20 protein-coding genes are annotated in these 26,041 nt (G+C 60.8%); 5 read left to right on the top strand and 15 right to left on the bottom strand.

The genetic code is table 11. The features are described 5' to 3' along the window. From sppA to ACVDG9_RS01870, 4 genes are all read left to right on the top strand, one after another. Positions 1 to 987 carry a signal peptide peptidase SppA gene (gene sppA / locus ACVDG9_RS01885; protein WP_062490767.1) on the top strand — a complete coding sequence of 329 codons (987 nt, stop codon included), beginning with the start codon at positions 1 to 3 and terminating at the stop codon, positions 985 to 987. A 15-nt stretch (positions 988 to 1,002) separates the two neighbouring features. Next, a complete protein-coding gene (gene ihfB, locus ACVDG9_RS01880; RefSeq protein ID WP_006940254.1) occupies positions 1,003 to 1,302 on the top strand; it encodes an integration host factor subunit beta in 300 nt (99 codons plus the stop codon). 64 nt (positions 1,303 to 1,366) lie between these two features. Next, the gene (locus ACVDG9_RS01875; RefSeq protein ID WP_022998966.1) at positions 1,367 to 1,732 is read left to right on the top strand and encodes a lipopolysaccharide assembly protein LapA domain-containing protein; all 366 of its coding nucleotides are present in this window, start codon (positions 1,367 to 1,369) and stop codon (positions 1,730 to 1,732) included. 15 nt (positions 1,733 to 1,747) lie between these two features. Continuing rightward, complete coding sequence (locus ACVDG9_RS01870) at positions 1,748 to 2,656, top strand: ornithine cyclodeaminase (RefSeq protein WP_055657231.1); 909 nt, start codon at positions 1,748 to 1,750, stop codon at positions 2,654 to 2,656. Between the two features lie 413 nt (positions 2,657 to 3,069). On the opposite strand, the gene ACVDG9_RS01865 is transcribed toward ACVDG9_RS01870, so the two are convergent. From ACVDG9_RS01865 to ACVDG9_RS01795, 15 genes are all read right to left on the bottom strand, one after another. Then, positions 3,070 to 3,690: a trimeric intracellular cation channel family protein gene (locus ACVDG9_RS01865; protein ID WP_062490769.1), complete on the bottom strand. Its 621-nt coding sequence runs from the start codon at positions 3,688 to 3,690 to the stop codon at positions 3,070 to 3,072. A gap of 310 nt (positions 3,691 to 4,000) precedes the next feature. After that, on the bottom strand, positions 4,001 to 4,624 hold the full coding sequence (gene grpE / locus ACVDG9_RS01860) for a nucleotide exchange factor GrpE (protein ID WP_022998970.1): 624 nt from the start codon (positions 4,622 to 4,624) through the stop codon (positions 4,001 to 4,003). A 145-nt stretch (positions 4,625 to 4,769) separates the two neighbouring features. Further along, positions 4,770 to 5,090: a thioredoxin gene (trxA, locus tag ACVDG9_RS01855; protein ID WP_022998971.1), complete on the bottom strand. Its 321-nt coding sequence runs from the start codon at positions 5,088 to 5,090 to the stop codon at positions 4,770 to 4,772. A gap of 85 nt (positions 5,091 to 5,175) precedes the next feature. Next, complete coding sequence (gene addA, locus ACVDG9_RS01850; RefSeq protein ID WP_447237165.1) at positions 5,176 to 8,709, bottom strand: double-strand break repair helicase AddA; 3,534 nt, start codon at positions 8,707 to 8,709, stop codon at positions 5,176 to 5,178. Continuing rightward, entirely contained in the window at positions 8,679 to 11,825 is a 3,147-nt protein-coding gene (gene addB / locus ACVDG9_RS01845; RefSeq protein WP_447237164.1) for a double-strand break repair protein AddB, read from the bottom strand. Before addB ends, addA begins: the two co-directional genes overlap by 31 nt. A gap of 2 nt (positions 11,826 to 11,827) precedes the next feature. After that, entirely contained in the window at positions 11,828 to 12,562 is a 735-nt protein-coding gene (locus ACVDG9_RS01840) for a nucleotidyltransferase family protein (protein ID WP_031268670.1), read from the bottom strand. 39 nt (positions 12,563 to 12,601) lie between these two features. Next, positions 12,602 to 14,128, bottom strand: a complete 1,527-nt coding sequence (gene tsaE, locus ACVDG9_RS01835; protein ID WP_447237163.1) for a tRNA (adenosine(37)-N6)-threonylcarbamoyltransferase complex ATPase subunit type 1 TsaE — start codon at positions 14,126 to 14,128, stop codon at positions 12,602 to 12,604. 8 nt (positions 14,129 to 14,136) lie between these two features. Continuing rightward, on the bottom strand, positions 14,137 to 16,581 hold the full coding sequence (locus ACVDG9_RS01830; RefSeq protein WP_022998976.1) for a PAS domain-containing sensor histidine kinase: 2,445 nt from the start codon (positions 16,579 to 16,581) through the stop codon (positions 14,137 to 14,139). A 312-nt stretch (positions 16,582 to 16,893) separates the two neighbouring features. After that, positions 16,894 to 18,282 (bottom strand): adenosylhomocysteinase, encoded by a 1,389-nt coding sequence (gene ahcY / locus ACVDG9_RS01825; protein ID WP_022998977.1) that lies wholly within the window; start codon positions 18,280 to 18,282, stop codon positions 16,894 to 16,896. A gap of 205 nt (positions 18,283 to 18,487) precedes the next feature. Further along, on the bottom strand, positions 18,488 to 19,795 hold the full coding sequence (locus ACVDG9_RS01820) for a class I SAM-dependent methyltransferase (protein ID WP_447237162.1): 1,308 nt from the start codon (positions 19,793 to 19,795) through the stop codon (positions 18,488 to 18,490). Between the two features lie 105 nt (positions 19,796 to 19,900). After that, a complete protein-coding gene (locus ACVDG9_RS01815) occupies positions 19,901 to 20,185 on the bottom strand; it encodes an HPr family phosphocarrier protein (RefSeq protein WP_022998979.1) in 285 nt (94 codons plus the stop codon). A gap of 7 nt (positions 20,186 to 20,192) precedes the next feature. Continuing rightward, positions 20,193 to 20,597, bottom strand: coding sequence for a PTS sugar transporter subunit IIA (locus ACVDG9_RS01810; RefSeq protein WP_022998980.1), 405 nt, complete (start codon positions 20,595 to 20,597; stop codon positions 20,193 to 20,195). Between the two features lie 136 nt (positions 20,598 to 20,733). Continuing rightward, a complete protein-coding gene (locus tag ACVDG9_RS01805) occupies positions 20,734 to 21,201 on the bottom strand; it encodes an HPr kinase/phosphorylase (RefSeq protein ID WP_447237161.1) in 468 nt (155 codons plus the stop codon). After that, positions 21,198 to 23,015 carry a sensor histidine kinase gene (locus tag ACVDG9_RS01800; protein ID WP_055657219.1) on the bottom strand — a complete coding sequence of 606 codons (1,818 nt, stop codon included), beginning with the start codon at positions 23,013 to 23,015 and terminating at the stop codon, positions 21,198 to 21,200. The genes ACVDG9_RS01805 and ACVDG9_RS01800 overlap by 4 nt, the downstream gene beginning before the upstream one ends. Positions 23,016 to 23,118: 103 nt before the next feature. Further along, positions 23,119 to 23,817 carry a response regulator transcription factor gene (locus tag ACVDG9_RS01795; RefSeq protein WP_031268674.1) on the bottom strand — a complete coding sequence of 233 codons (699 nt, stop codon included), beginning with the start codon at positions 23,815 to 23,817 and terminating at the stop codon, positions 23,119 to 23,121. Between the two features lie 501 nt (positions 23,818 to 24,318). Here ACVDG9_RS01795 and ACVDG9_RS01790 point away from each other — a divergent pair. Continuing rightward, a complete protein-coding gene (locus tag ACVDG9_RS01790) occupies positions 24,319 to 25,929 on the top strand; it encodes a phosphoenolpyruvate carboxykinase (protein ID WP_447237160.1) in 1,611 nt (536 codons plus the stop codon). Positions 25,930 to 26,041 lie beyond the last annotated feature (112 nt).

The following is a 26,041-nucleotide window of genomic DNA, read 5'->3' as shown; positions in this document are numbered from 1 at the left end:
ATGTCGGTAGATGTTGACGCGCTGGTAGACAGACGGCGCCTCAGACGCAAAGTGACCTTCTGGCGGATCGCGACATTTGTCGTCATCGCCGCGGCACTGATCGGGGGGCTTATCTACGTCTCCGGGGCTTCGGAATTGTCCAAGCGGACGGCGCATATCGCGCGCATCCCGATCGAAGGCGTCATCCTCGAAAGCCGCAAGACCCTGCAGATGATCGAGAAGATCGGCAAGTCCGATGCGGTCAAGGGCGTGGTGATCTCCATCAATTCTCCAGGTGGCAGCACAACCGGCGGCGAAGCGCTATATGAAGCGCTGCGCAAGCTTTCCGAAAAGAAGCCGGTGGTTGCCGAAATCCGCACCATCGGAACCTCCGCGGGCTACATGATCGCCCTTGCCTCCGATCACATCGTCGCGAGATACAATTCCATCACCGGCTCCATCGGCGTGCTGTTCCAGTTCGGCAATATCAGCAAACTGATGGAAACGGTCGGCGTGGAAATGGATGCGGTCAAGAGTGCTCCGCTGAAGGCCGAGCCCGACTTCTATTCCCAGACGAGCCCCGAGGCACGCGCCATGCTGCAAAAGCTCGTCGACAATTCCTATGACTGGTTCGTTTCACTGGTCGCCGAGCGGCGATCTCTCGACATGCCCAGGGCCAAGGAACTTGCAGACGGCCGCATTCTGACGGGCCACGATGCCCAAACGGAAAAGCTGATCGATGCCATTGGCGGCGAAGATGTCGCAATCGACTGGCTAGTAAGCGAGAAGGGCGTTCCGAAAGATCTTCCAGTCGTCACCTGGAGCGCCAACGAAAATCTGGAAGAGCTGCCGTTTTCCTCCCGGGTCTCGCGAGAGTTCGGAAAAGGCATCGGATCGGCCCTTCTCGAGCCGGTTAGTGAAGCTAAGGGGCTGATTCCACGAGGGCTTACGCTTGACGGGCTCGTATCCGTTTGGCAGGCTTCTGACGCGGCAGACAATAATCCGTAAGCGAGGGGGCACTTCATGATCAAATCTGAGCTGGTTCAGCATATCGCCGAACAAAATCCGCATCTCTATCAGCGGGACGTTGAGAACATCGTCAACGCCATCTTGGATGAGGTTACCGAAGCGCTCATGCGCGGCGACCGGGTGGAGTTGCGCGGCTTCGGCGCGTTTTCCGTCAAGAACCGCCCCGCGCGCGTCGGCCGCAATCCGCGAACCGGTCAAAAGGTGGAAGTGGACGAAAAGTTCGTGCCCTTCTTCAAAACCGGCAAGGAAATGCGTATACGGTTGAACGATGGTGTGGACCACGGCGACGACTGATTGCGTTTGCCACGGCACGCCATTTAAAATCGACTTCTGATCTGGCCAAAACCGGGAGAACCCAGTGACCCGTTTCCTCAAGAACGTGATCTTGTTCGTTATCGCGGTTGTCCTGATCCCGTTGTCGGTGGCGAACCGGCACACGGTCTCCCTGTCGCTCAATCCCCTCGACCCGCAGGACCCGCGCCTGACGATCCCGGACATTCCGCTGTTCTGGATCATCTTCGCAAGTCTGGGCGTCGGCATCATCGTCGGTGGACTTGGCGCATGGGCCAAACAGGGCCGCTGGCGCAAGGAAGCACGCGTGAAGCGCCGGGAAGCCGCGAAATGGCACAAGGAAGCCGACCAGCTGCGGGAAATGAACACCGCAGGTCAGCCGGCATCCAATCTCAAGGGACTGGCAGGACCGGGCAACCGCAACGCCGCCTGACCGGCCGACATTACCATGCGTATTATCTCCAGCGACGAGATCGATGCCTGCCTGGAAGACAGGGCCGTTCTTGAAACGCTGCGCCGGGCCTATCGCTCAAGCACAGTCGCGCCCAAGGCTTCCCCCTTGCCCATCGGCCGGCTGAACCAGCAGCAAGGCGCGCTCACCGTACAGCCGGCCTGGACTGACTTTACCCAACAAGGCGACGTCAAGCGCGGCTATATCGGCTGCTCCCTGGCGCTGGATCTACCCGAACAAACGGGCCTGTCCTCAAGTCTCTACCTATTGTTTTCCGGTTCCGGCGGACAACCGATCGCCCTTCTGGATGGCATGCGCCTTACAGTCTGGCGCACGGCTGGTCTCCATGCGCTCGGGGCAAGTTACCTGTCCCGCGAAGACACGTCCCGCCTGCTGGTCATCGGCGACGACCCGAGGTTGCCCCGGTTGGTGTGCGGCTATGCAGCCGTACGCAACCTGACGTCGATCCTTCTGGCCGGCGTGTCGCCGGAAATCCAGAAAAGGATCGCCGCCTTGCCCGCGCTCAAGGGGGTCAATGTCGGCATCACGAACGAGATCTATGCCGCGCAGGAAGGCGCGGACATGATCTGCATTGCCGGTCCGGAAAACGAAACAGGCACCCATCACGCCCTCACCTACCTGGATCCTCCTGCGGGCTGTCACGTAGATGTGCTGGATCCGGAAGCACAATTGCCGACAGAACTGCTGCAGGAAGCACGGCTGTTCACCACTGACTTGAGCGAACCGCCGCGGCCGGATCTTGAATGGGCTGCCGACCTGAAAGACCTCACACAGGGCACGAAAGCCGGCCGGCGTTACTACGGCCAGCGCACGCTGTTTTTGCCTGCCCCGCGCACCGGGCTCGCAGACTACGCATTGGCTGCACACGTTTTTTTGAGGACGTGACCTCTGGAACTCGTGCCTGCGCACACCATATCCCGGAACAGCAGGGGGAATCCATGAAAGCGAGCGCCCGAAAAGGGTCGCCCGGATGACGGCTTAGCCGCCGTGGGTTTCTCATTGGTATCTTGAAGGAGCAAATCATGCTGACGACGCTTGCCTATTCGGCAAGCCTTCCGGCAATCGCAATTGGGCTGATGTACTATGTGTCGGCCTGCTCGGGGCTTGTCTACTAGTGCCTTGATGGCACCCTGGCCGTTCGACCCTACGGGCGAGACCGGCTGCCTCCAAGGGTTTGGCACGTTCGGCCGATCGCGCCAAACCCGTTATACGATAATCGTGAAGCCGGTTCCCCGTGGGCCGGCTTTTGTCGTTCCTGGACCGTCCGCTGAGGCCAAGAGACGGAAAGCCATCCCGGCTTAGCTGGGATCTGAACCTGTTCCAAAACGGTGTCCGGGCAAGGTCCAGCCACGCAGGATCGCTCCGCCGCGCAAGATCAGCGCACAGCTTGCGGCAAGGATCGCGGCAAGGATTTGCGGCGCGCCCAATTGCACCAGCACAACAAATCCACCCGCACCGGCAAAGGCCGCACCGACATAGATTTCCGGCTTCACGATGGAGGAAGGTTCACGGGCGATGGTGTCCCGCAGGATGCCGCCGAAAGTTGCCGTCGAGACACCCATCAGGATCGCCACCAGGATCGTGTCACCGACAGTCAGGGCCTTGGCAGCTCCCATGACAGAATAGGCCGCAATACCGATGGCATCGGCCCATCTCAAGGGTTTGCTGAGCTTTTCGATCCACTCGGCAAAATACCAGACCAGCGCGCTGACGACGAAGCACACCAGCAGATACCATTCGTTCTCCACCCAGAAGACCGGTACACCCAGCAAAAGGTCACGCAGGGTACCACCACCGATCCCCGTCAGCGTGGCAAAGAACAGCAGGGCAACGATATCCAGCTGCTTGCGCGAAGCGACGATGCCGCCGGTAATGGCGAATACCGCCACCCCGAGATAGTCCAGCATTTGCAGCAGCATTCCGTCCCCCATGGCCACTTTCTTTCCGAAGGCAGTACCTGAGGTCCGGGTCTTTGTCATCCCGTAGCATGCCACGCCGGCGCTCGGCCCTACGTCTGAGGGCCTGCATGTCTCGCTCAAGGGATTAGGGAAGTCCGACCAGACCGCTTTCTGGAAAAACACCGATCGTTCCAGACTGTCGTCCTCTCGCGTCGCATCGACGGCAGGACTGGCCCCGGTTAGCTGTGTTGACGAAAGGGTTGCCCCAAAGAAAAGGGGCCACTCCGCTGGATGCGGAGCAGCCCCTTCAAAGCTCTGGGGTCGGTTGAACTCAGGCGTTCTTGTCGACCGTCTGTCCGGCTTCAGCCGACGCCGCAACATCCTTCGGGCCACCCTTGGAAACGCCGACCATGGCCGGGCGCAGCACGCGGTCGCCAATGACGTAGCCGGCCTGCATGACCTGTACAACCGTGTTGTTCGGCACTGCGGTGTTCGGCACCTCGAACATGGCCTGGTGGAAGTTCGGGTCGAACTTCTGGCCTTCCGGGTCCAGTTTCTTGACGCCATTCTTTTCAAGCTGGTTGAGCAGATCACGCTCGATCATCTCGACGCCTTCGATCAGCGAAGCAACACCCGCATCGGCGTTCTTGCGGTCATCTTCCGGCAACGCCTCAAGTGCGCGGCGCAGGTTGTCGGAAACCGTCAGCATGTCACGGGCAAAACCTGACACGGCGTACTGGCGGGCGTCCTTGACTTCCTTTTCCGTGCGGCGGCGCAGGTTTTCCATTTCCGCCATGACGCGAAGCGCGCGATCCTTCAGATCCGCGTTTTCGGCTTTCAGAACTTCGATCGGATCGACACCGGCCGCCTCGACAGCTTCCGGCTGTTCCGCTGCTGCGGTTTCCGGCGTTGCTTCTGCCGGCTGCTCTTCCGGGGTTTTGTTTTCGTCGCTCATGAATGATCCGTTTGCTCAGACTGTTTGCGGGTGCTTATACGACCGGTTGGCGTTTTTTCAAAGAGCATCGGCGGATAGGCTTTCGCTTACCCGCCGGATGCGCTCATATGAACCGCAGCCGGTCAGCCGCAGATATATTTCGGAATTAAAGGGCGCTCTTGATCCAGTCGGAGAGTTTGCCCTTCGGCGCTGCACCAATCTGGGTTGCCATCGGCTCGCCGTCCTTGAACAGGATCAGCATCGGAATGGACCGAACGCCGTATTTCATGGCCATGTCCTGGTTCTCGTCGATGTTGAGCTTGGTGATCTTCACCTGGCCGTTCATCTCTTCGGAGATTTCTTCAAGAGCCGGAGCGATCATCTTACACGGACCGCACCATTCGGCCCAGAAGTCGACCACGACCGGGCCGTCGGATTTCAGGACTTCGGCTTCAAACGAAGAGTCGGTAACTTGTGTGGTAGCCATAACTAGATCTCGTAGGTCTCAGGATCGCGCCTACCCGATGTAAGCGCGTCAGTTGGCAAGAACGTAGGAAGCCGAGGGCCTGCCGTCAAGCCGATGTGCCGTCAGGACGCAGTCCGGCGAAGGTTTCTTCCAGCACCTTTTCGGGGATTTCCATCAGGCTCGGCACCGCGGTCCACAGAAGCTGGGCGGAAATTTCCCTGTCCGGATAAATCTGCTTCAGCATTTCCCTGTAAACACAAAGCTGTGCGCGGTACTCGAGCGGGATTTCGGCAACTGATGCCGGTGGATGGAAATTGGTCTTGTAATCCACAATCACCACCCGGTTATCCTCAACCACCAGCCGGTCGATCTGTCCGGATATCTCGACTTCCGTGCCGTCGCTTGCCCGAATCGTCCCGACCAGCGGAACTTCGGCGCGGGCATGACCGCAAAACAACGTCTCGAATTCAGGCATCTCGAGAATCGCAGCCACTTCGCGCAGAAGGTGAGGCATGCGCTCGGCAAATTCCGGCTTGAGGGCCTGCTTGAGGTAGGCTTCCGACGCTGCCATGCGGGCGTCTTCAGCCAAGTCCGGCAACAGCTCCAGAAGCCGGTGGATCAGGCGACCGCGCTCCAGGGGCCAGGACGCAAGATCCCTGCCTGCCTGCAAGCGAGATACCGCAGGCACCGGTTCGATGCCTTCCTTTTCCTCCATCGCCTCGAATGCCCGTGAGGGCTGAAGGCGTTTCTTCCTGGCAAGCGGACGGACGGGACTGGAGAGCCAGTCCGGCAACGGCGGTTCTTCGCTGCGCGGCTCTGCGAAGGCATGCGGCGCCGCGCCTGCCTCGGGCTCGGCGATGACGCCGTCCTTCTGCCAGCGCCAGGCGGAGACGGATCCATCCGTCGCGGTCAGTTCACGCGCCTCGGGTTTCAACGCACGCGAGACCATCGAATACCAGCAGTTCTCGTGGGCACCGCGTTTCGGTTCCCAGCCGCAGACGATCAGCCGGTCTTCGGCGCGGGTCAGAGCCACATACAACAGGCGCCGGTATTCTTCCTCCTGCGCGTCTCGCAGGGCTTCCACCGCCGCGTCGTGCCAGGGTGTTCGGTCCGCCTTGGGCGGCAGCCAGACCAGAGCCGGTGGCAGAAGATCGTTTTCCAGACGCTTGCGCGGCAGGAAGGCCGGATCGTGGATTGCGCTGACGGGGGCTGCCCCCGGATCGACCAGAACGACGATCCGCGCTTCCAGCCCCTTGGAACCATGCACGGTCATGATGCGGACCATGCCCTTGGTATTGGTCAACTCACGCTTGATCTCGGTCGGTGCCGCTGCCATCCAGGCAAGGAACCCTTCCAGTCCCGGCGTGCCGGATTGCTCATAGGCAATGGTGAGCGCCAGGAACTCGTCCAGAACGTCATCGACTTCCACGCCGAGGCGAGCGCGAAAAGCTTTCCGGCCACCATCAGCCCCCAGCAGCCGGGCATAGAATTCGTAAGGCGGCACGAAGTCGGCGCGTGCGCGCCAGTCTTCCAGCCTTGCGCGCACGGCCTTCCATTTGTCCGAACTGTCCGACCGTTTCACCAGCATCTGCCACAGCGTTCCGGGGCGCACCTTTTCCGGCGTTTCCCGGGCAACCTCCAGCAGGTCGTCGTCCGTCAGGTCGAACAGCGGGCTCTTCAACACGCAGGCAAGCGACAGGTCGTCTTCCGGCAGCAACAGGAACCTGCCGAGAGCGGCAAGATCCTGAACAGCGATATGGTCCGTCAGAACAAGGCGGTCACTGCCGGCAGCCGGGATGTCCAGCTCCTTCAGTTCCCGGTTGAGCGCTTCGACAAAAGGCCCGCGCTTGCGCACGAGGATCATCACGTCGCCGGGATTTGCCGTGCCATCGCGCATCCATTGGGCGATCTCTGCCGCGATGCGCCTGGCCACCTTCAGCATCGGGCTGCCCGAACCGACGTGGTCGATCGGCTGGCGCCAGTCGTCCGGCTCCTCGATCTCCGCCTCGGCCTCCAGTGGCCACAGATCAACGATCCCCGGATCGCGCCGGATGGCTTCATGGACCGGCGCTTTCACGTCCTGCGACAGGCCTTTGTGGGCGCTTTCGTCGTGAAACACCTTGTCGACCGCTCCAAGAACATCCGGCGTGGAGCGGAAGGAGAGCTGCAGATTGACGGAATGAAACTCAAGCTCGGCCGCCTCGGCCTTTCCGGAAAAGGCACGGCGCATGGCATCGAAATAGGCCGGAACAGCGCCCTGGAATGAGTAGATCGACTGTTTTTCGTCGCCCACCGCAAACAGCGTGCGCACCCGGTCTCTTGCACCAGTCCCGGCGAAGAACTCGGAGGCAAGCGAAGTCACCACTTCCCATTGGCGCGGGCTGGTGTCCTGGGCCTCGTCAACGAGGATATGATCAAGCCCCTGGTCGAGCTTGTATTGCACCCAGAGTGCGGCGTCCGACTTCTGCAGCAGTGTTGCCGTCTTGACCACCAGATCCTCGAAATCAAGATACCCGCGGGCGGTCTTGGCGCGCTCATAATGACCGATCACCGCGTCGGCGAGACGCAGCAGGGCTGTGGTTCCCTCATAGGTCGCCACCTTCCGGCGCTGGTCCAGCAGCTCCAGCAGGCGATGTTGTTCCGCCTCCAGCGCCTCAAGAATCTGGGGGAACGTTTCAGCGACCTTCTTGGTGGCGAGCGACTTTCGCGGCTCAAGCTTGGCTGTCAGGAAAATCGCCTGCCAGGCCTCGCGGAAAGCGGTTATGTCCGTGAGCCTCGCGGCGGCAACCAGATCGTCCGCACGCGCCTGATCGGTCTTGGTGCCGGTTCGCAGTGCCTCGGCATAGGCAAGACAGGTGTTCAGATCAAACGGGCATGCGGACCGAAACTGCTCATCGAAATCCGCCAGCCGCAGGGACGGATCGGTTTCCAGAAGACCGGCAAGCTCGGCAAACGCGGTTTCCAGATCGCCGGCATCAACCGTCCAGCGGCGGAAGGCGTCGCGGCTCTGGATCAACTCGTCCAGCGCCTTCTGGGCGCCGCCGTCGCTCATCAGATCAATGACAGATGCCAGCGCCCTGCCAAAGGCGCTTTCCGGCTCGGTTTCGGCAACATGAAGCACGGTCGCGCGCGAGGCCGCCATGAGTTCCGCTGCCACCCGGTCGTCGAGTACGGCAAAATGGCCCGCGACGTTTGCTTCCAGCGGAAACTGGTGCAGCAGGGATTCGCAGAAACCGTGAATGGTCTGGATCTTCAACCCGCCCGGTGTTTCCAGTGCCCGGGCAAAGAGGCGACGCGCCATTGCCAGGCGCGCGGCATCTGGTTTGCGGCCTTCAATGTCCTGCAATTCGGCCGCGAGTGCGGCATCATCCTTGGTGACCCATTCGCCGAGGATCTTGAAAACGCGGGTCGCCATTTCGGCAGCAGCGGCCTTGGTAAAGGTCAGCGCAAGAATACGAGAGGGATCGGTGCCATCCAGCAGCAGCCGCACCACCCTGCGGGACAGAACGAAGGTCTTGCCCGATCCGGCATTGGCACTCACCCAGGCCGAAGCCCGTGGGCGGGAGGCAAGGTCCTGCCGTTGCCTTGTCACTTCAGGGATCTGAAAGCTCATGAAGGCTCCTCCGATCCAAGTGCCCATTCCTGCGTTCTGGCAAGATGATCATAGTCACCGCCCATCTGCCGCTCGCGCATGACGCGGGCACGGGACAGGTAACCAATGTCTTCCCTGACATAGTGGGCGATCAACTGTTCCAGCCGCGTCCAGGCGTCTTCCACCAGATCTTCCAGCGGCGTATCCTTCGGGTTTCGCGGCGCTTCGATCACAGGTTCGCTGCCGCCCTTCAGCTGCAGATACAAAAGCTCGGATATGGGCGCATCAGCTGGCACATCCTTGAACCCGAACCGCCGGACCATCGCGGCCTCCAGCGGCAATTGCGGCGACAGGAGCGCGTCGACCTGCTTTTGCGAGGGCACCTGCCCTGTCTTGTAGTCGACCACGGACAGCCCGCCGCCACTCAGAAGGTCGATCCGGTCTGCCCGGCCGCGCAGGCGGAAATCGAAGCCGGGTAACTTCAATTCGACACCGCCGCCGATTTCCAGGAACCGCTGACTGACGTGTTGCGACCGCCTCGCTTCGTAGGCAACGAAGCCAGCCGCGATCTTCTGGAAACGCGGCCACCAGAGCGCCCGGATCGCCGGAAACGCATCAAGAGGCTCAAACAGCTCCTCGCCGATCTCTGTCAGGGCCTTTACGGCACTGTCGTCGAATGCGCCGGTCCAGGTCAGCAGGAAATCTGCCAGCGCATCGTGAATGAGGTTGCCCTTGTCGGCCGCACCGGGTTCGCCGCCGATCGGGTCGACCGGCTGCAGCTCGAGCACATGACGGGCAAAGATCGCGTAGGGATCGCGGATCAAGCGTTCGATTTCGGTGATGGAGAGCGATTTCGGGCGCGCTGCCAAGGGCGGACGAGGGTGAGGCCGGGACGCGGGCCGCACCGCGCCTTCCGGCCGATCGAGCTGTGCTGCAAGGGCGGAATATACCGCCCCTTGCGCTTCCAGTTTCTTCGTCAGGTCAGGCCCGGCAAGCGTGGTCAGGCGCTGCAGCCAGCGCGATGCGACAGTGGGAGCGCCGTCGGAGCGTGCGGCACGCGACAGAAGGACCCGCCGTGCACCCATGCCTTGCGCAAAGTCATGTGCGGCCGCACCGAGCCGGCGTTCCGGGGGTTCCAGCCCCATGTCGCGCTTCATCGGCCGGTTCAGCCACGGATCATTGCGCGTGCGTTGAGGCCACACGCCCTCATTGAGGCCACCCAGGATCGCAAAATCAAAGGTCTGAAGCCGTGCTTCCATGGGGCCGAGGATCTGCACCCGCTGGTCGCCCGGCAACCTGCGCCGTACGGCCTGACCGGACATCAGCGCAGGCAGTACCGACGGCCATTCGCCGGCGGGAATTTCCAGTCCGCTGGAGCTTGCTTCCAGAAGACCGGTCAGGAACTGGGCCAGCGCCTCGCCCGCCTCACCGGCGTAAAGTTCTGCCACCGAACCTTCGTGATCGATCGAGATCGCCTCGATCACATCGACATGCCGCCGTGCGAGATCGGTCAGAAGGATCGTGCCGCCTTCTGCGGCAAGATCTTCCAGCGGTTTCAGTGCGTTCGCCAGACGGTCGACAAGGTTCGCGATGACGTCCCAGTCTTCGTCGTGGATCTTTTTCCAGCGTGGCGTATGTGCCTTGCCCGCATCTTCCCGGCTCGCCTCGACAGCCAGTTGCAAACCTGCCGTTCCCGGCCGGGCCCGCGGTCCGCGAACCACGCCACGCTCCAGCGCTCGGGCGGCAGACCGGATGTCTTTCACCGGCAGGCCCAACCGTGTCAGCGGGTGCTTCAGAAGCGCCAGAAGATCGATAGGCTCGCAGCCACCAAGGGCGAGTTTCGCAGCCAGGATCGCCAGAATGGCCGGTGCGGTCTGGTCGAGCGGACGGCCGGCACTGTCGTCCACCTGGATGTTCCAGCGGGCAAGCTCTGCCGCAACCCGGCGCGTCAACATGCGGTCCGGCGAAATGAGGGCCGCACTTTCCTGCCGCTCGATCGCTTCGCGCAAGGCAATCGCGACGCTCAAGGCTTCATCCGCCTCGTTGCGGGCAGTCATGATCGAGACACCATCCAATGCCTCCGCCCTGTCCGTTTCGGGACGGGCGTCCAGATAGGCTGTCCAGCCATCGGAGGTATCGGCGGGACGCAAAGCTTCGGAGACAAGTTCCTCACGCAGCAGGAGCCCACGGTCCGGGTCCGGCCCGAGTGTTGCAACCTCTTCCCGCCCGGCACCCAGACGATCAAGCAACTGTTTCAGCGAATACTGCGGATGTGAAGGCAGGGTTGCCGCGTCATTGTGCATCACACCCTTGCGGGCTGAGGCCTTGCCCGTCTTTTCTCCCAATACGGCCCAGGAGCGGCTGTCCAGATAGCGGTCCAGCCCAGGCAGCACGACGACGCCGGATTCAAGCCGGGAGACAACCTTCAGCAATTCGGCGGTGGCCGGAACCGAGCCGGTGACACCCGCAACAATGACCGGGCCACGAGGAGGTGTCCGTTCCAGGCGCTCGGCCTCGCGCCGGATAAGGGCCGAGCGGCGTGCCTTCGGGTCCATCATTTTCAGTTCGGCCAGATGCGCGGGCCAGGCCTCCCGCACGATCTGCAGGAAATCGAGCGTGATCTGCCAGTACCGGGCATGGTCCTCCGGCACCAGACCGGACAGTTCCGTCCAGTCGGCTTCTTCCGTTTCAACCTCGTCCATCAGCGTCAGCAGGTCTGCCGCCAACCAGGCTGCATCGGCCGTCGACGCCGGAAGGCCGAGAGGTTCGTCGGACCTCAGACTGAGCGCTTCCCGGCGCAGCATGCCCTTCCAGGCCTTCACCAGCCGCGTCATCGCAAGATGACGTTCCAGAAGGGGCATTGCCGGCGGCAGAGGTTCCAGATCCGCATTGGCGGTCAGGCTCTGCGCATCCTCGTCGGCATCGCCCACCGGGCGGATGGCAGGCAGGAGAACCGGCCGGCCACCAAACCGCTGCTGGAAAAGCTCCGGCAGCAGGCGCGCGGCGCGGCGCGTCGGCAGATACAGCGTGACCGACGGCAGCAGCAGTGGATCGTCCAGCGGGCGAAAGCCAGGGATCAGGGTGCCGTCGACCAGTGAGTCGACCAGCGTTTTCAGGAAAGGGACGGACGGCGGGACAGACCAGAGGCGCGCGCTGCGGGCCATCCTCAGGCGGCACTCTCGCGAACGGCATATTCGGCGGCACGGATGGCCTCCGGCGTTCCGATATGCAGCCACAGGCCTTCCATCTGAACGCCGTAGAGACGCCCGGCTTCAATCGCCCTGTCGAAAAGCCTGTTCATGGAGAACGGCCCGTCCGGGGCATCTTCGAACAGGCGCGGGTGCAAAATGGTTGCTCCTGCATAGGCAAAGGGCGTCACGCCCTTTTCCTGCCGCCGGGTCAACGCGCCGTCCTTTGCCATGTCGAAATCACCACGGCCGGAATAGCCGACCGCTTTCACGGTTTCGGCAACCAGAAGCAGGGCGTCCATGCGGCTCTCGTCCCAGGCTTCGATCATGTGTTCCAGGTTGGGTTTGACGCCTTCGATCCAGTAGCAGGTATCGGCGTTGAGCTGGAAGAACGGCTCTTCGCCCAGTAGCGGCAGCGCTTTCTTGATACCGCCCCCGGTTTCCAGAAGCTGGTCGCGTTCGTCGGAAATCAGGATTTCCATATCAGGGCGGCGGCGGACATGAACCTCCACCAGATCGGCAAGGTAATGCACGTTGACCACACAGGTCTTCACGCCGGCTGCTGCGAGCCGGTCCATGCCATGGTCGATCAGGGCCTGACCGTTGACCTCGATCAGGGGCTTGGGCGTCGTTGCCGTCAGCGGGCGCATGCGCTTGCCGAGGCCTGCGGCCAGGATCATGGCTTTGGAAGGGCGAAACCGCTTGTCTGTCATCATCTGTCTCAAATGTGCGACCGGTTGAACGCGGCGCGTTCAGTGCCGGTAGCGTGCGTACCAGTCTTTCAAATCCGACAGGAACGGCCTGTCAAGCACCCGGTCGAGATAGCCTAGCATGCGCGGCAAATGGCTCAAGTAAGCCGGCTTACCATCGCGCTCGGCCAGACGGACGAAGATGCCGAGGATCTTGGAGATCCGCTGCGCCGCCATGACCGCATAGGCTTTCGAAAAACCGACTTCATCGAACTCTGCGGACTGCATTTTTCTTGCCGAGAGATAAGCATCGTAGAGCGCCGTTTCCAGAGCTTCGTCCATGTCCGTGCGGGCGTCCAGCAGCAGGGAAGCAACATCATAGGCAACCGGGCCATAGACCGTGTCCTGGAAATCGATCAGGCCGATCCTGTCGGTTCCTTCAGCACCCGCCTGCCAAAGGAGGTTCGGCGAATGAAAATCGCGCAGCACCCAACCTGTCTGGGCCTCGCTTATGTCTTCAAGTGCTTCGCGCCATAGCCGTTCGAAATCCGAGCGCGTGCTCTCGTCGGCCGGCTTTCCGGACACCTTCGGGACATACCAGTCCAGAAACAGCGCCGCTTCGGCAACAAGCGCGTCCGCTGAATAGTCGGGGACCCGATACAGCCCACCATCAGCGAGCGAGACCGTTTTTGGCCAGGCCTCACCATGCATCTTCGCCAGGACATCGACGGCGGCAAAATATCTTTCGCGCACCGGTTTGCCGTCTACCACGATGGTATCCCGGCCAAGATCGGACGAGAGGATCAGCCCGTTTTCCAGGTCGCTCGCCATAAGATCGGGCGCGCGAAGACCATGGTTCCTGAGTTCCGTTCCCACCGCGACAATCGCCCGGCAGTCGCGCGCCAGATGCACCTTTTCCATGTAGGCGCGGACAGCTTCCGGCACCGCGTCCCCCTGGAAAGGCCAGCGCATCAGAACAGCTGTCGAAGACCCTGTTGCAACCGTCTCGAACGTTCGCAGGGAGGCATCACCTGCCAGGAAACGGCGCTCGGCATCCGGCAGACCAGCGGTCCCCAGAAAGGACCGCGTTGCCAGCGATTGCCCGATCCGGTTCTGCCAGTGCGGGGCGTCCGAATAGAGGCTGAACCGGCGATGGTCATCGCTCTCAGTCGGCTGGGTGATCTGGATCCAGAGGGCATTACCGGGCAGCAGCTCGTTCGCCTTCTCCGGCCATTCGATCAGCGCGGCTCCCGTTTCCAGAAGGTCATCCAGCCCGAGCTCTTCCAGTTCTTCGGGCTCTTCAAGCCGGTAAAGATCGAAGTGGGACAGGTCGAAACGCGGGAAATCGTAGGTCTGCACGAGCGTGAAGGTCGGGCTCGGCACTTCCAGCTCCGGCTCACCGGCAAAAGCCCGGATCAGCGCCCTGGTGAACGTGGACTTCCCGGCGCCAAGATCGCCCGACAGGCAAATGACATCGCCGGGCTTCAGGACCATCGCGATGTCGTTGGCAAGTTGCCGCGTGCCGTGTTCGTCGGCAATTTCGATTGTCTGAAAGGCGCCCGACAGGGCTTGCAGCTGGTGGTCTGCCATCCGGCGTCCTACTCGGCCGCCGCCTGGTCCGCCAGTTCGGGCCGTGCGGGGAAAACGCAGGTCACCGTCGTGCCCTTGCCTTCGGCGGACTGAATGTCGACCGTGCCGCCATGGAGTTCGACAAAGCTCTTGACGATGGCAAGGCCGAGACCTGCGCCCTGACGGCGCGATCCTGTGTCATGCCCGACAAAGCGGTTGAAGACCTGGGTGAGGATTTCAGCGGGAATGCCATAGCCATGATCCTGAACGACGAAGGTCACCTTGTCGTCTTCGCGGCTGCAGCTGACATCGACCACGCCGTCGGGCTCGGAATAGCGCACGGCATTGGAGATGAGGTTGAACAGGACCTGGCGCAGGCGTTTTTCGTCGGCAACCATCATGCCGACATCACCCGGCACATGGGTCCGCAGGTTGATGCGTGCTTCGGCGATCCGGTCCTTCAGCCCTTCGACGGCGGCCGCAACGGTCGGTGCGACGTCGACTTCACCCAGGTCCAGTTCCATGATGCCGGCATCCAACGTTGCCAGATCCAGAATGTCGTTGATGATGGCAAGCAACGCCGAGGAGGACGACTGGATGTAGTCCGCATATTCGCTCTGCTTGTCGGAGAGCTCTCCGAATTTCGGATCTGCCAGCAACTGGGCGAAGCCGATGATGTTGGTCAGCGGCGAGCGCAGCTCATAGGAAACATGCTGGATGAAGGCGTTCTTGATCTGGTCGGCCTGTTCCAGCGCCTCGTTCTTTTCCAGAAGAGCCCGCTCGACGTTGACGCTGTCCGTTACGTCGACAAAGGTCACCAGCGTACCGCCGTCGGGCAGCGGAACAGTGGCATAGTCGACGACATCGCCGTTGTGGCGTTCCAGACGGCTGACCTTCTGGGTGCGATTGTCGAGAAGTCCCGTCACGTTGCCGGCAAGCTGTTCCCAGGCATCGCGCTCGGTTTCATTGAGCGTACAGGCGGAGACGACTTCCTTGACGTGCGGCAGTTCGGAAAGCTGATCCTCTTCCAGACCCCAGATGCGACCGAAAGCCGGGTTCCAAAGGCGCAGGCGCCCGTCTGACCCGAACACGGCAACGGCTTCCGACAGATTGTCGAGGGTTTCCCCCTGGACGCGGGTCAGCGCGTTGTAGCGGCTTTCCAGATCGAGCTGCTCGGTGACGTTTTCATAGATATAGGTGACGCCGCCTTGCGGGTGCGGATTGGCAATGACGCGCAGGGTGCGGCCATCGGGAAGATGCCACCAGCTTTCGCGAGCTTCCAGAGACTGGTAGCTCTCCATCATCTTGTTGCGCCAGACGCGATAGTCCGCCTGTTCCGGGATCTTGCGCGCCGCGCGCAAGGCATCCAGAACCGCGCTGTCTTCCGGCCGGCTTTCGAGGAAAGCGGGATCGAGATCCCACAGCTGGCGGAAGGCCGCGTTGTAGAATTGTAGCTTGCGATCGGCGCTGTAGATGGCAACCGCAGCTGCCAGCTGGTCCAGCGTGCGGCCGTGGAAGTCCTCGGCGCGGCCGAGTTCCTTCTGGGCCTGTTCCAGTTCGCTGATGTCCACGGCAATGCCGGCTCCGCCGACATTGGCATTGACATCGGTCACTTCGAACACCCGGCGTTCACCGGAGGCAACGATGGGAATGCGTGCGTTGAAACAGCCGTCTTCGTTCCGCTGGACGGCCATGGCGGTACGCGCAGCAGCGTCGAGGAAGGTTGCCCCTTCCTTGATCGCAAGATCTGCGTCGGTCATGTCGACCGCTTCCGCATAGGCCTGGTTGGCCCAGATGAGATTTCCTTCCGCATCGCGCTGCCAGGCCGGTGCCGGCATCGCATCCAGCAGCGCGTGCAGCATATGCAGTTCGCCGGAGATCTTGGCATTGCGGGCAGCAAGTTCCGCCTGCATCTGACGTTCGCCGGTCAGATCGCGCAGACGCAGGACCACAGCACCGCCGGTGGTGCGCCCCAGCGCTTCCACATAGGTGCCGGTGCGCGTCTTCAAGGTGGTGGTGAAGGCTTCGCCGGTGCGGAACAGCATGTCCAGATGACGTTCCAGGTCGCCGGCGCATTTCGCCGTCAGCCAGCTGCCGAACGCAAGAAGTTGCGCCGGGGGGCGCGGCACGCCAGATTTTTCGGGAAGGATGCCCCAGATCTGGGGCATGGCGCCGTTACCGGTCCAGACGATGACGCGTTGCTCATCGGTATTGAGCATCGCCTCCAGGCGGTCGACCCGGAATTTGAGATCGCTCTTTTCCTTTTCCAGCGCGTCGGTCAGCAATCCGGATTGTTTGCGATGACGCACGAGAGCGACAGATGCGGTGACGGCAAAGGCGCACATTCCGCCTAACGCACCAAAAAGAATCATGTTATCGGGGGAAATGGCAGCAGTCGTGTCGGCGAGCATGTCGGCTGCCGCTGAACCGCAAGACAGGCTCCAGCCTGCCAGCGCCGTTCCGCCGAGCTTCACCGATTTCAGACTCCAATCTCGCCACGCCGCGCGTGGCCGCGCGTCGTTCCTGCCGCTTATCGGCATATTGTGATCCCCTTGTGCCGCCTTGCCCTGTTCTTGCGGGCCGCAGCTCCCGGTTTCTGGGAGCAAATCAAAGACATCCGCCTCGTGGCCTTTGATTCGCCTAAACCATAACCTTTTTGAGAATCACGCAGAAGAGTCCGTTATTGAAAAGTTAACAGGACCCTTAAAATTAAAGGGTCCTGCATTTTTTTGTTCACAGACCCGAATCGAGGCGATCACCACATCTAGTGGGCCGCCTCGCCGGAATCAGTATTTGTAGTGTTCCGACTTGAACGGACCAGCCTTATTAATCCCCAGATATTGAGATTGCTCGTCCGACAATTCGGTTAACGTGACGCCCAGCTTCTCCAGGTGAAGGCGGGCAACCTTCTCATCCAGATGCTTCGGCAGCACGTAGACTTCGTTCTTGTACTGATCGCCCTTGGTGAAGAGTTCGATCTGCGCCAGAACCTGGTTGGTAAAGCTTGCGGACATCACGAAGCTCGGGTGGCCGGTGGCATTGCCGAGGTTCACAAGGCGGCCCTGCGAGAGCAGGATCATGCGCTTGCCATCCGGGAACACATACATGTCGACCTGGTCCTTGACCGGGCGGCACTTGGTGTTCTTGAGGGCAGCAACCTGGATCTCGTTGTCGAAGTGGCCGATGTTACAGACGATCGCCATGTCCTTCATGCCACGCATGTGGTCGAAGGTGATGATGTCCTTGTTGCCGGTCGCGGTGACGTAGATATCGCCTTCCGGAAGAGCCTGCTCGATGGTCTTGACCTCGAAACCGTCCATGGAAGCCTGCAGGGCGCAGATCGGGTCGATTTCGGTGACGATCACGCGGGCACCGGCACCAGCCAGGGACTGAGCGGAACCTTTGCCGACGTCGCCGTAACCACAGACAACGGCAACCTTGCCGGACATCATCACGTCGGTGCCGCGGCGGATACCGTCGACCAGGGACTCACGGCAGCCATAACGGTTGTCGAACTTGGACTTGGTGACGCTGTCGTTGACGTTGATCGCCGGGAACGGCAGGTCGCCCTTCTTCTGCATTTCATAAAGACGCAGAACGCCAGTGGTGGTTTCTTCCGAAACGCCCTGGATCAGCTCTTTCTGCTTGGTGAACCAGCCCGGGTTGGCGGCCATGCGCTTCTTGATCTGCGCGAACAGGCACACTTCCTCGTCCGACTTCGGGTTATCGATCAGACCGGTTTCACCGGCTTCGACCCGTGCACCGAGCAGGATGTAGAGCGTGGCGTCGCCGCCATCGTCCAGGATCATGTTCGCACCTTCGGGGAAGTCGAAGATCTTGTCGGCATAATCCCAGTATTCTTCCAGGGTTTCGCCCTTGGTTGCGAAAACCGGAATGCCTGCAGCTGCAATCGCAGCGGCTGCCTGATCCTGCGTGGAATAGATGTTGCAGGACGCCCAACGGACTTCCGCACCCAGTGCAACCAGCGTTTCGATCAGAACGGCGGTCTGAATGGTCATGTGCAGGGAACCGGCAATGCGGGCGCCCTTGAGCGGCTTGGAGTCACCGAATTCGGCGCGGCAGGCCATCAGGCCCGGCATTTCGTGTTCGGCGATCTCGATTTCGGTGCGGCCCCAGTCTGCGAGCCCGATGTCTTTAACGATGTAGTCGGTCATGAATAAGTCCTGCTGTTTTGAGCCAGCTTCAGGCGCAAGGCCCCTTGAGTGTCGCCGCCATCTCGTGAACCAGTGCCAAAACGGCACCAGGGGCGGGCGACAGCCGAAATCCGGAAGGCTCCGGAAATCGTTGGAAGGGGTTATAGCGTCAGCAGGGTCATCACGCAATAAAGATATAAAGAATTCTTTATATCATATATCCCAATCACGTCCGGTAGAGATCCGCGCGTGACGGCGGCATGCCCGACGGACCCTTGGTGCGGCGCGTCGCGACCGTCTGGAAGATGCCGATGGAGCCGCGTTCGAAGCCGAGCGAGACGCCAATGAGATAGGCCAGCCACAGACGATATTTGTGCTCGCCTATTTCCGCGACAGCCGCATCCTTTACCTTCATCAGGTTTTCCGCCCACAGCCGTGTCGTGCGGGCATAGTGCTCGCGCCAGGCTTCCACGTCGTGAACCTCGAAGCCGTGCGCTTCCAGATTGGTCAGCGTCCAGCCAATGTGGTCGACCTCCCCTCCCGGGAAGATGTAGCGTACCAGCGCCTGGTATTCCGGCTTCTTGCGGCGGAATGCCTTCAGATCCTTTTTTCCGCGGCGGGTGATCGCATGGTGCAGGTAGACACCCCGCGGTTTCAGCAGGCGGTGCACGCTCTGGAAATAATTATCGTAATTGTCCAGCCCGACCGCCTCGAACATGCCGATGGATGAGATCTTGTCGAACTTGCCGTCCATGTCGCGATAGTCGATCAGCTTGACCGAGACCTTGTCTTCAAGGCCACGCGCCTTGATCCGCTCCTCGGCAAGCTTCAGCTGTTCTTCCGCCAGCGTGACCCCAACGGCTGTCACGCCATAATGTTCGGCGGCGTGGCAAATCAGGGCACCCCAGCCGCAACCGATATCGAGCATCCGGTCGCCCGGCTTCAGCCGCAGCTTGCGGCAGATCATGTCGAGCTTGTCTTTCTGCGCCGTCGCCAGATCGTTCGACCAGTCGGAGAAATAGGCGCAGGTGTAGACCATCTCCGGATCGAGAAAGAGCCGGTAGAAGTCGTTGGAAACGTCGTAATGGAACGCGATGTCGTCCTTGCGGCTGCCGGAGCTTCGGTCCGCTGACTGACCGGCATCAAGCCCGTCCGGGTTGGCTTCAGCCTTGCGACCAGAACCGCGCCAGAGCGAAAATCCGGTTTTCAGCAGCAGGGTCTTGTTGAGGCGTTTGCGAATTTCCCGGCTTTTGAGTGTCGGCCGCTTTTCGGCAAAGTCGAAAATGCTGCCACCGCGCGGGTCGACGTCGCCATTTGCATAGAGATCGATCAGCGTCTTGATGCCGGGACGGCGAAGAAGACGCGTCAGCGCCGTTTCGGAAAGAGCAAGCCGCAGACCGTCCGCCCGCGCATCGGCAGGTACCCGGGATCCGTCCCAGAGTTCGAACGCGAATTGAAGTTCCAACGCCTCATGGACATGGGTAAGTGCAGTGCGCGCGGCGGAAATCAGTCGGTCCTGAGTGTGGCTCGCCATGTCGGCCCCCGGTTCGGTTTGGAAGGGTGTGGCCGATGCCCGGAATTCACTCGATCGACCGCAGCAGGAATGTGCACCGCAGGGTGGCGGCACGAAATGTCAAAATCAATCTTCTTCGCCAAAGCCGCTTTCGACGAGTTCGGCAATCGCCGCCATGGCGTCTCCTGCATCAGAGCCGGTGACGCTGACAGTGATAAAGCAACCCGGGCTGGCAGCGAGCATCATGAGACCCATGATCGACGTTCCGCCGACGGTCTGGCCGTCCTTGGAAACCTGGACGTCTGCGTCAAACGTCTCCACCAGCTTCACCAGCTTTGCGGAAGCCCTGGCATGCAGGCCACGGCGGTTGACGATTGTCAGGTCTTTTTCCAACACGGTCTGCGCTGTCATTGTTGTTTTAGTTCTGTCCCGACAGCACCTGGCTGGCAACCGAGATGTATTTCTGGCCGGCCTGACGGGCTTCATCGACAGCATCGGCCAGTTCGCGATCTGCGCGCACGCTGGCAAGCTTGATCAGCATCGGCAGATTGACACCGGCCACCACTTCAACGGATTTGCTGTCCATCACGGAAATTGCGAGGTTGGAAGGTGTGCCACCGAACATGTCCGTCAGAAGCACCACACCCTTGCCCGAATTGGCAGCTTCCACAGCGGCCAGAATGTCCTGGCGCCGCTGCTCCATGTCGTCATCCGGACCAATGGAGATGGTTTCAACCTGTTCCTGTGGACCGACAACATGTTCCAGCGCCGCTTTGAATTCCTCAGCAAGGCGCCCGTGCGTAACAAGTACAAGTCCGATCATGCGTCAGTTAGCCTGATTATCGAGTGCGTTAAGCTCAGGATCCCAAAAGAGATCCGGAAAGAGCCGGGCGTTTATCAGTCTGATGCACTCTCTTCAACCGCTTCGTCAGTTGCAAGCAAAAAACGCCCCTGCTGCCTCAAATATAATCCGGTCCTTTGGGGAAAAGGTGCCGTAACGCCCAGCGGATCAGGCGCAGGCTGTGCTCAGGGTCGTTTTGCGGGCACATAACCACCGGCAAATGCACCCCTTCCAGGCAGGTCGTCGCAAGAGCCTGCACCGGCATCCTCTCGATGGCGTCGGCCTGCTTCAGTTCGACCAACAGATGCACTTGCGCGTGCGGCAGAAAGCGCGTTTCGACAACACCGAAACCGCGGACTTCCATGCGGCCTTCGATCGTCCGCGGCGCATGCGCCTCGAGCCGTCCATCGGCTGCAGCAACATGCGTGTAGTCGTCAGCCACCAGAAGGCCGAGATTGCCTTTGGCCCGTGCCGCCTCGACGAGAATATCCGAAAGGGTTGTCTTGCCGCTTCCGGCACCGCCCCGGATCAGAAGGCCGGCTGTGCCCACCACCGCGCAGTTGGCATGAACCGCCGGAGGCGTCACTTGCCCCGCCCTGCCGGCAGATAGATGGTGAAACGAGCACCTGCAATCTTCTGCTTGCCGTCCCGACCGGGCACCAGCCGGTTGGTGGCAACAATGGTCCCGCCATGGGCTTCGATGATCTGCCGGGAGATCGACAGACCCAGACCGGAATTGTTGCCGAAGCCTTCGCCTTCCGGCCTGTCGGTATAGAAGCGTTCAAAAATGCGCTCGGTGTTTTCAGCACGGATGCCGGGACCGTCATCGTCCACGATGATCTTGATCATCCGGCCGTCCCGGCTGAGATCCACCCGAACCGTTCCGCCGGCGGGCGAGAAGGACCTGGCGTTGTCCAGAAGGTTGCTGACGACCTGTCCGAGGCGAATATCATGGCCTTGCATCTGATAGGGCTTGCTGCCCTGAGCATCTGCAACGGCCAGCTTGACACTTGCCTCCTCCGCTCCGGACCGCTGGTTGGCGGCATCGGCCATGTTGCGCAGCAGTTCGGCCAGGTCGATCGGCTCGGCCTGGATCCGGGCCAGTTCCGCATCAAGGCGGGAAGCATCGGAGATGTCGCTGATCAGACGATCGAGGCGGCGCACGTCATGCTGGATCACTTCCATCAACCGGTCCTGCGAATTCTTGGACTTGGCCAGCGGCAGGGTTTCCACGGCACTGCGCAGCGATGTCAGCGGGTTCTTCAATTCGTGCGCGACATCGGCGGCAAACTGCTCGATTGCATCGATCTTGTTGTAGAGCGCGTGGGTCATTTCCCGGAACGAACGCGCCAGGTGGCCGATCTCGTCCTGCCGATCCGAAAAGTCCGGTATCTCCTCGCGAGAGGTCGAGCCTCGCCGCACGCGGTCCGCGGCAGCCGCAAGGCGCCGGACCGGGCCGGCAATCGTCCCGGCCAGAAGGATCGACAGAAGGATGGTCACTGTGGCGGCAAACAGGAACACGCGAATGATAGCGATACGTTCGGCCCGCACGATGGCGTCGATGTCACCGCCCTGTGTCGACAGGAGCAAGGCCCCAAGGACCGCGCGGAACCGCTGGATCGGCACGGCAACGGAAACGATCAGCTCGCCCCGTTGCGAGATCCGCGTCACGCTGGCCGGAGATCCGGCAAGCGCCGCCTCCACTTCCGGATAGGCGCGGCCATCGCCGCCGCCTACGTCCTGATAGATCGGCAAGTCACCCTGGCGCAGCCAGCGCTTGACCCATTGCCAGGTCGAATCCCAGAAGCCTTCCTCCTCCGCCGTCGGAGGCGGCAGATCGAAGCGCAGGATCTGGGCGCTGGTATAAAGGTGGCGGCTGTCGAGGATGAGAATGCCTTCCGGATCATAGATCCGCGCCCGGGTCTTGGTCGGCGAAATCAGGCGGCGCAGCACGGGACCGACCCGTTCCGGGTTGATCGGAAAATCGAGACTGTCGAGGTCTTCCTGGGTCGGGGTAATGCTTTCGCCCGCCTGCAACTGCAACAGGCGTTCGGGGTCGACGGTGATCGTGCCCGTATCGACGGTGGCGGAAGCGGCAATGGCGCCGGCAATGATTTCACCCTGGGTCAGAAGGCTCTGCACCCGTGCATCGATCAGACCCGCGCGAAACTGATTGAGGTACAGAATACCGATCACCAGTGCCAGCAGACCCACGAGGTTGATGGCGATGATCCGCCGCGTCAGCGACGAGAGAACATAGGTTCCGAAGATACGGCCCAACTGGCTGAGCAGACGGCGACGGATGCGCTTGTTGCCAAGTCGGCGCAGACGGGAGCGATCCGAACCGTTCTGAGGTTCAGAGGCACCAATCTCTTCCGCGCTCTCGCTTTCCACCGCCATTCGGGCTCACATTAGATCAAAGGCTGTTCAATCGAAACCGACTGAACAGCCAAAAGCAGATCGTTTCCAGGTTTTACCGGGACAGTCGCTCTACCGGTCCGTTTCAGACTTCCCGGAAACGATACCCGACGCCGTAGAGGGTTTCGATCATGTCGAAGTCGTCATCAACAACCTTGAACTTCTTGCGCAGCCGCTTGATGTGGCTATCGATGGTGCGGTCGTCCACATAGACCTGATCGTCATAGGCCGCGTCCATGAGCGCGTTACGGCTCTTGACGACACCGGGCCGCTGCGCGAGCGCGGACAAGATCAGGAATTCGGTTACGGTCAGCGTGACGGGTTTGCCGTTCCAGGTGCAGGTGTGACGCTCCTGGTCCATTACCAGCTGGCCACGTTCCAGCAGTTTGTCGGCATCGTCGCGCGGCGTGGATGCATCACGCGGCTGCGCCCGGCGCAGCACCGCTCGCACACGCTCGACCAGAAGCCGCTGCGAGAAGGGTTTGCGGATGAAATCGTCGGCGCCCATCTTCAGGCCGAAGAGTTCGTCGATCTCGTCATCCTTGGAGGTCAGGAAGATTACCGGCAGATCGGAGTTCTGGCGCAGGCGGCGCAGCAGTTCCATGCCGTCCATACGTGGCATCTTGATATCGAAAATCGCGAGTTCCGGCGGGTCGCTCTGCAGGCCGTCGAGCGCCGATGTACCGTCGGTGTAGGTTTGAACGCGATAGCCTTCCGCTTCCAATGCGATAGAGACCGAAGTCAAAATGTTGCGGTCGTCATCGACCAGGGCAATTGTCGGCATGCTTTGTTTTTCCATTTCCGGCAACGCACCGATGGCGCGCATCGGCATTAATGTAACACACAGCCTTTGGCCTGCTAAATGCGCATAAATTAAGGCAATCCGCCTCCGGATATGCTTGCATGACACAAAGACCGCCCAGCCGGCTGCATTGGTGGGGATCACTGTAAAAGATTTCAAGAGACCAACTTAACGTCAAGTCTCGTACATTGGTGGCGAGGCTCAGTCGAGTCTCTATTACAAGTGCGAAATGAACGCACTTTCTTTCGATTCAATCAACATTTCGAACATTCCGAAAGTTTCGATTTTTAGTTCGATGTCCAAATTAATCATTGGCAATTTAATGGTGATTTTTAATCGATTAAACAATTACATAGCACCTTTGGTAGTCTTGCTGCCTTTTGGTCATTCCACTACGTTCGCAGCCCTCACAGCCAGATTTAGCTTTTCTTAACTTTCTCCGGCCGTGACAAAACTAGCCCCCATCACGAGGACTGCGGGAACATGCAAGAAGTAGGTGTCAGGAATCCCTCAATTGGTTGCGAAACTTTCGGCTTCAAAGGCCTGAAAGCGCTCTATTGGAACCAGAACGAGCCTGCTCTTTATGAATATTCCCTCTCCCGCGGCGAAGCGCAGCTAGCTGCCGGCGGCGCGATTGTTGCTGAAACCGGTGTTCACACCGGCCGCTCGCCGAAAGACAAGTTCGTGGTTCTGGACGACGAGACCCGCGACACAGTGTGGTGGGACAACAACGCCCAGATGTCGAAAGCCAATTTCGACCTGCTGCTTTCCGATTTCCTTGCCCACGCTGAGGGCATGGAGCTGTTCGCACAGGACCTTTACGGCGGCGCTGACAAGACCCATCGCCTGCCGGTGCGCGTCTACACGGAATATGCCTGGCATTCGCTGTTCATCCGCAACCTCCTTCTCCGGCCCGAGACTTCCGAGCTGGAAGGCTTTGCGCCGGACATGACAATCATCGATCTGCCGAGCTTCAAGGCGGATCCGGAACGCTACGGCTGCCGGACCGAAACCGTGATCGCCTGCGACCTGACCCGCAAGATCGTCCTGATCGGCGGAACCTCCTATGCAGGCGAAATGAAAAAGTCCGTCTTCACCATGCTGAACCACCTGCTGCCGGCAAAGGGCGTCATGTCCATGCACTGCTCGGCGAACTTGGGCGATGCAGGCGATACCGCAGTGTTCTTCGGCCTGTCCGGCACCGGCAAGACCACGCTCTCCGCCGACCCGTCCCGCACGCTGATCGGCGACGACGAGCACGGCTGGGGTGAAAGCGGCATCTTCAACTTCGAAGGCGGCTGCTACGCCAAGACCATCAAGCTTTCCGCGGAAGCCGAGCCGGAGATCTACTCCACCACCCAGCGCTTCGGCACTGTTCTGGAAAACGTGGTTCTGGACGAGAACCGGGTGCCGGATTTCGACGACGGTTCGAAAACCGAGAACACCCGCGCCGCCTACCCGATCCACTTCATCTCCAATGCCAGCGACACCGGCTGCGCGCCGATGCCGAAGACCATCATCATGCTGACGGCCGATGCCTTCGGCGTCATGCCGCCGATCGCGCGTCTGACACCGGCCCAGGCGATGTATCACTTCCTGTCCGGGTACACCGCCAAGGTGGCCGGCACGGAAAAGGGTGTTACCGAGCCGCAGGCAACCTTCTCGACCTGCTTCGGCGCGCCGTTCCTGCCGCGGCATCCGTCCGAATACGGCAACCTGTTGAAGGACCTCATTGCCAAGCACAATGTGGATTGCTGGCTGGTCAACACCGGCTGGACCGGCGGTGCATACGGCACCGGTCAGCGCATGCCGATCAAGGCCACCCGTACGCTGCTCACTTCCGCACTGAACGGCAGCCTGAAGGACGCCGAGTTCCGCACCGATGCGAACTTCGGCTTCGATGTTCCGGTTTCCGTCGAAGGTGTCGACGATACGATCCTGACCCCGCGCGAAACCTGGACGGACAAGGATGCCTATGATCTTCAGGCCGCCAAGCTGGTGCAAATGTTCGTCAAGAACTTCGCGACCTTTGAAGCCCATGTCGACGGTGCGGTGCTGAATGCCGCTCCCGCCGTGCGTATGGCTGCCGAATAAGCCCGACAATAATACCCCGCAAAACCTGAACGGCTCCTCCCCCTCGAGGAGCCGTTTTTTCGTGGGTAGACAACGCTCTTGTCCTTCCCAATCGCGATGTCCCGCCGGATGG

Source organism: Roseibium sp. RP-7, from assembly GCF_053005225.1.
Note: the sequence above shows the minus strand (reverse complement) of the source record. Positions and strands in the feature narration are given on the sequence as shown.

Bases quoted from the DNA above. Each gene is read 5' to 3' on its own strand.
- ACVDG9_RS01820 (WP_447237162.1), bottom strand. From the start codon at position 19,795: ATGGCGAGCCACACTCAGGACCGACTGATTTCCGCCGCGCGCACTGCA.
- sppA (WP_062490767.1), top strand. From the start codon at position 1: ATGTCGGTAGATGTTGACGCGCTGGTAGACAGACGGCGCCTCAGACGC.
- ACVDG9_RS01815 (WP_022998979.1), bottom strand. From the start codon at position 20,185: ATGACAGCGCAGACCGTGTTGGAAAAAGACCTGACAATCGTCAACCGC.
- ACVDG9_RS01870 (WP_055657231.1), top strand. From the start codon at position 1,748: ATGCGTATTATCTCCAGCGACGAGATCGATGCCTGCCTGGAAGACAGG.
- ihfB (WP_006940254.1), top strand. From the start codon at position 1,003: ATGATCAAATCTGAGCTGGTTCAGCATATCGCCGAACAAAATCCGCAT.
- trxA (WP_022998971.1), bottom strand. From the start codon at position 5,090: ATGGCTACCACACAAGTTACCGACTCTTCGTTTGAAGCCGAAGTCCTG.
- grpE (WP_022998970.1), bottom strand. From the start codon at position 4,624: ATGAGCGACGAAAACAAAACCCCGGAAGAGCAGCCGGCAGAAGCAACG.
- addB (WP_447237164.1), bottom strand. From the start codon at position 11,825: ATGGCCCGCAGCGCGCGCCTCTGGTCTGTCCCGCCGTCCGTCCCTTTC.
- ahcY (WP_022998977.1), bottom strand. From the start codon at position 18,282: ATGACCGACTACATCGTTAAAGACATCGGGCTCGCAGACTGGGGCCGC.
- ACVDG9_RS01795 (WP_031268674.1), bottom strand. From the start codon at position 23,817: ATGCCGACAATTGCCCTGGTCGATGACGACCGCAACATTTTGACTTCG.
- addA (WP_447237165.1), bottom strand. From the start codon at position 8,709: ATGGGCACTTGGATCGGAGGAGCCTTCATGAGCTTTCAGATCCCTGAA.
- tsaE (WP_447237163.1), bottom strand. From the start codon at position 14,128: ATGGCAGACCACCAGCTGCAAGCCCTGTCGGGCGCCTTTCAGACAATC.
- ACVDG9_RS01810 (WP_022998980.1), bottom strand. From the start codon at position 20,597: ATGATCGGACTTGTACTTGTTACGCACGGGCGCCTTGCTGAGGAATTC.
- ACVDG9_RS01840 (WP_031268670.1), bottom strand. From the start codon at position 12,562: ATGACAGACAAGCGGTTTCGCCCTTCCAAAGCCATGATCCTGGCCGCA.
- ACVDG9_RS01800 (WP_055657219.1), bottom strand. From the start codon at position 23,015: ATGGCGGTGGAAAGCGAGAGCGCGGAAGAGATTGGTGCCTCTGAACCT.
- ACVDG9_RS01865 (WP_062490769.1), bottom strand. From the start codon at position 3,690: ATGCTGCTGCAAATGCTGGACTATCTCGGGGTGGCGGTATTCGCCATT.
- ACVDG9_RS01790 (WP_447237160.1), top strand. From the start codon at position 24,319: ATGCAAGAAGTAGGTGTCAGGAATCCCTCAATTGGTTGCGAAACTTTC.